1 protein-coding gene is annotated in these 1,606 nt (G+C 54.5%); it reads right to left on the bottom strand.

From position 1 onward, the window contains the following. Positions 1-1,415 (bottom strand): PDC sensor domain-containing protein (locus tag HRQ63_RS25710; RefSeq protein ID WP_172247955.1); only part of this gene is annotated, 1,415 nt, incomplete at its 3' end. Between the last annotated feature and the right edge of the window lie 191 nt (positions 1,416-1,606).

Raw genomic sequence — 1,606 nt, 5'->3', positions numbered from 1 at the left:
TTCACCGTCTGGTCGCCGAGGCGGCGGTTGGCTTCTTCCACGCGTCCCGCCGAACTGCGGCTCGCTTCGGTCAGATCGCCTTGCGAAGCGACCGCTTCAAGGCCGCCTTTCATTGCTTCGGTCACGTCGTCCGCGCTGGATGCGGCAAGCCCCGCGCTGCTCGCGATCGCTTCGATCGATTCGTTCATATCGCCCAGCTGCTCCACGCCGGTTTGAATCGAGGAAGCTTGATCGGTTGCGCCTTTTGCCAATTCTTCGATGACGACCGCGATTTGATCGGAGATATGCTTCGCGCTTTCGGCTTGACCGTGCATATACTTGGCCGAGTTTTCCACGCCTTCCGCGGAACCTGCCGCCGCATGGATCAATTCGCGCAGACTGGACGACATTTCGTTGAACGCGGTACCCAGCTTGCCGATTTCGTCTTTGCCTTTCACGTCGACGCTGACCGTCAGATCGCCTTCCGCCATGCTTTGCGCGCTTTTTTGCAGCAGGATCAACGGTTTGATCAGGCGGGCTGCCGCAAATACAGCCAGTCCTGTCAGCAATACAACGAGCAGGAGAATACCTCCGACGAACAAATTGCGCATTTGCGTATACTCGGCAAAGGCATGGCTTTTCGAAACGGATGCGGCAATCACCCAACCTGTGCCTTCGACTTTTTGATAGTAGAGCAGCTGAGGTTCGCCTTTGTACGTGTATTCCAGGCTGCCGGAGTCGTTTTGAAGCAGCTGATCGGCAATGCCCGCGTAATCGGCAATGTCTTTCAAAGGCTTATTGACGTCTTCCGAATCCGGATGGGCCAGCACCGCACCCGTTTTGTCCGTCATGAACGCGAAGCCGCCGTCGATCTTGATATTGTTGATCGTCTCGGTGAGCGTCGAAAGACGCATGTCGCCGGCGACTACTCCTGCAAATTGTCCTTTAGCGTCTTGAAGCGGATAACCGATCGAAACCGCATATTCGTTACTGGCAGGGTCGAGATAAGGATTGCTAAAATTCAAGGCGTTCGTCGCTTTGGCTTCAATGTACCAAGGACGGGCATGCACGTCGTAACCGGCAGGCGGTACCCAGCCCAATCCATCAACAAGCGTACCGTCTTCCAAACCGACATACATATCGCCGATTTTGTCCTTGTTCGATTCCGAGGTAAAGGCTTGAACGTGCTTTTCTGCGATTTGATTCAAGGGAACAGTGGCCTGAATATTGAGCGCTGTCGTTTCCACGACTTTGGCATTTGCGCTAACCCACCCTCCGATTTGTTCGGAGGTATTGGTTGCGGTCGCTCGCAAGCTATCACTGATCGATTCTTCAGCCGTGCTTTTCATGCTGCTCAATGCTGCAATACTGATACTTCCTGTCCCTGCCAATGTGACGACGACCAGTAAAGCCGCCAGCTTCATTTTCAAATTCATCGCAAAAGCCTCCTCATTTGTGCCGCGAGTCGAATCGCCGCAGGACGGGTCCGTTATTGAGTTTTGAATTTAGCGATTCGAGCACGCAGTTCGTCGGCGCTTACGGAGACTTCTCCCGAGAGATCGGAAATGCTGGAAATCGCTTGCGCCTGCTCTTGCGTCGACGATGCGGCTTCTTCGGTGCTGGCCGC

The sequence above is a fragment of the Saccharibacillus endophyticus genome (assembly GCF_013185185.1).
Lineage (GTDB): Bacteria > Bacillota > Bacilli > Paenibacillales > Paenibacillaceae > Saccharibacillus > Saccharibacillus endophyticus.
Note: the sequence above shows the minus strand (reverse complement) of the source record. Positions and strands in the feature narration are given on the sequence as shown.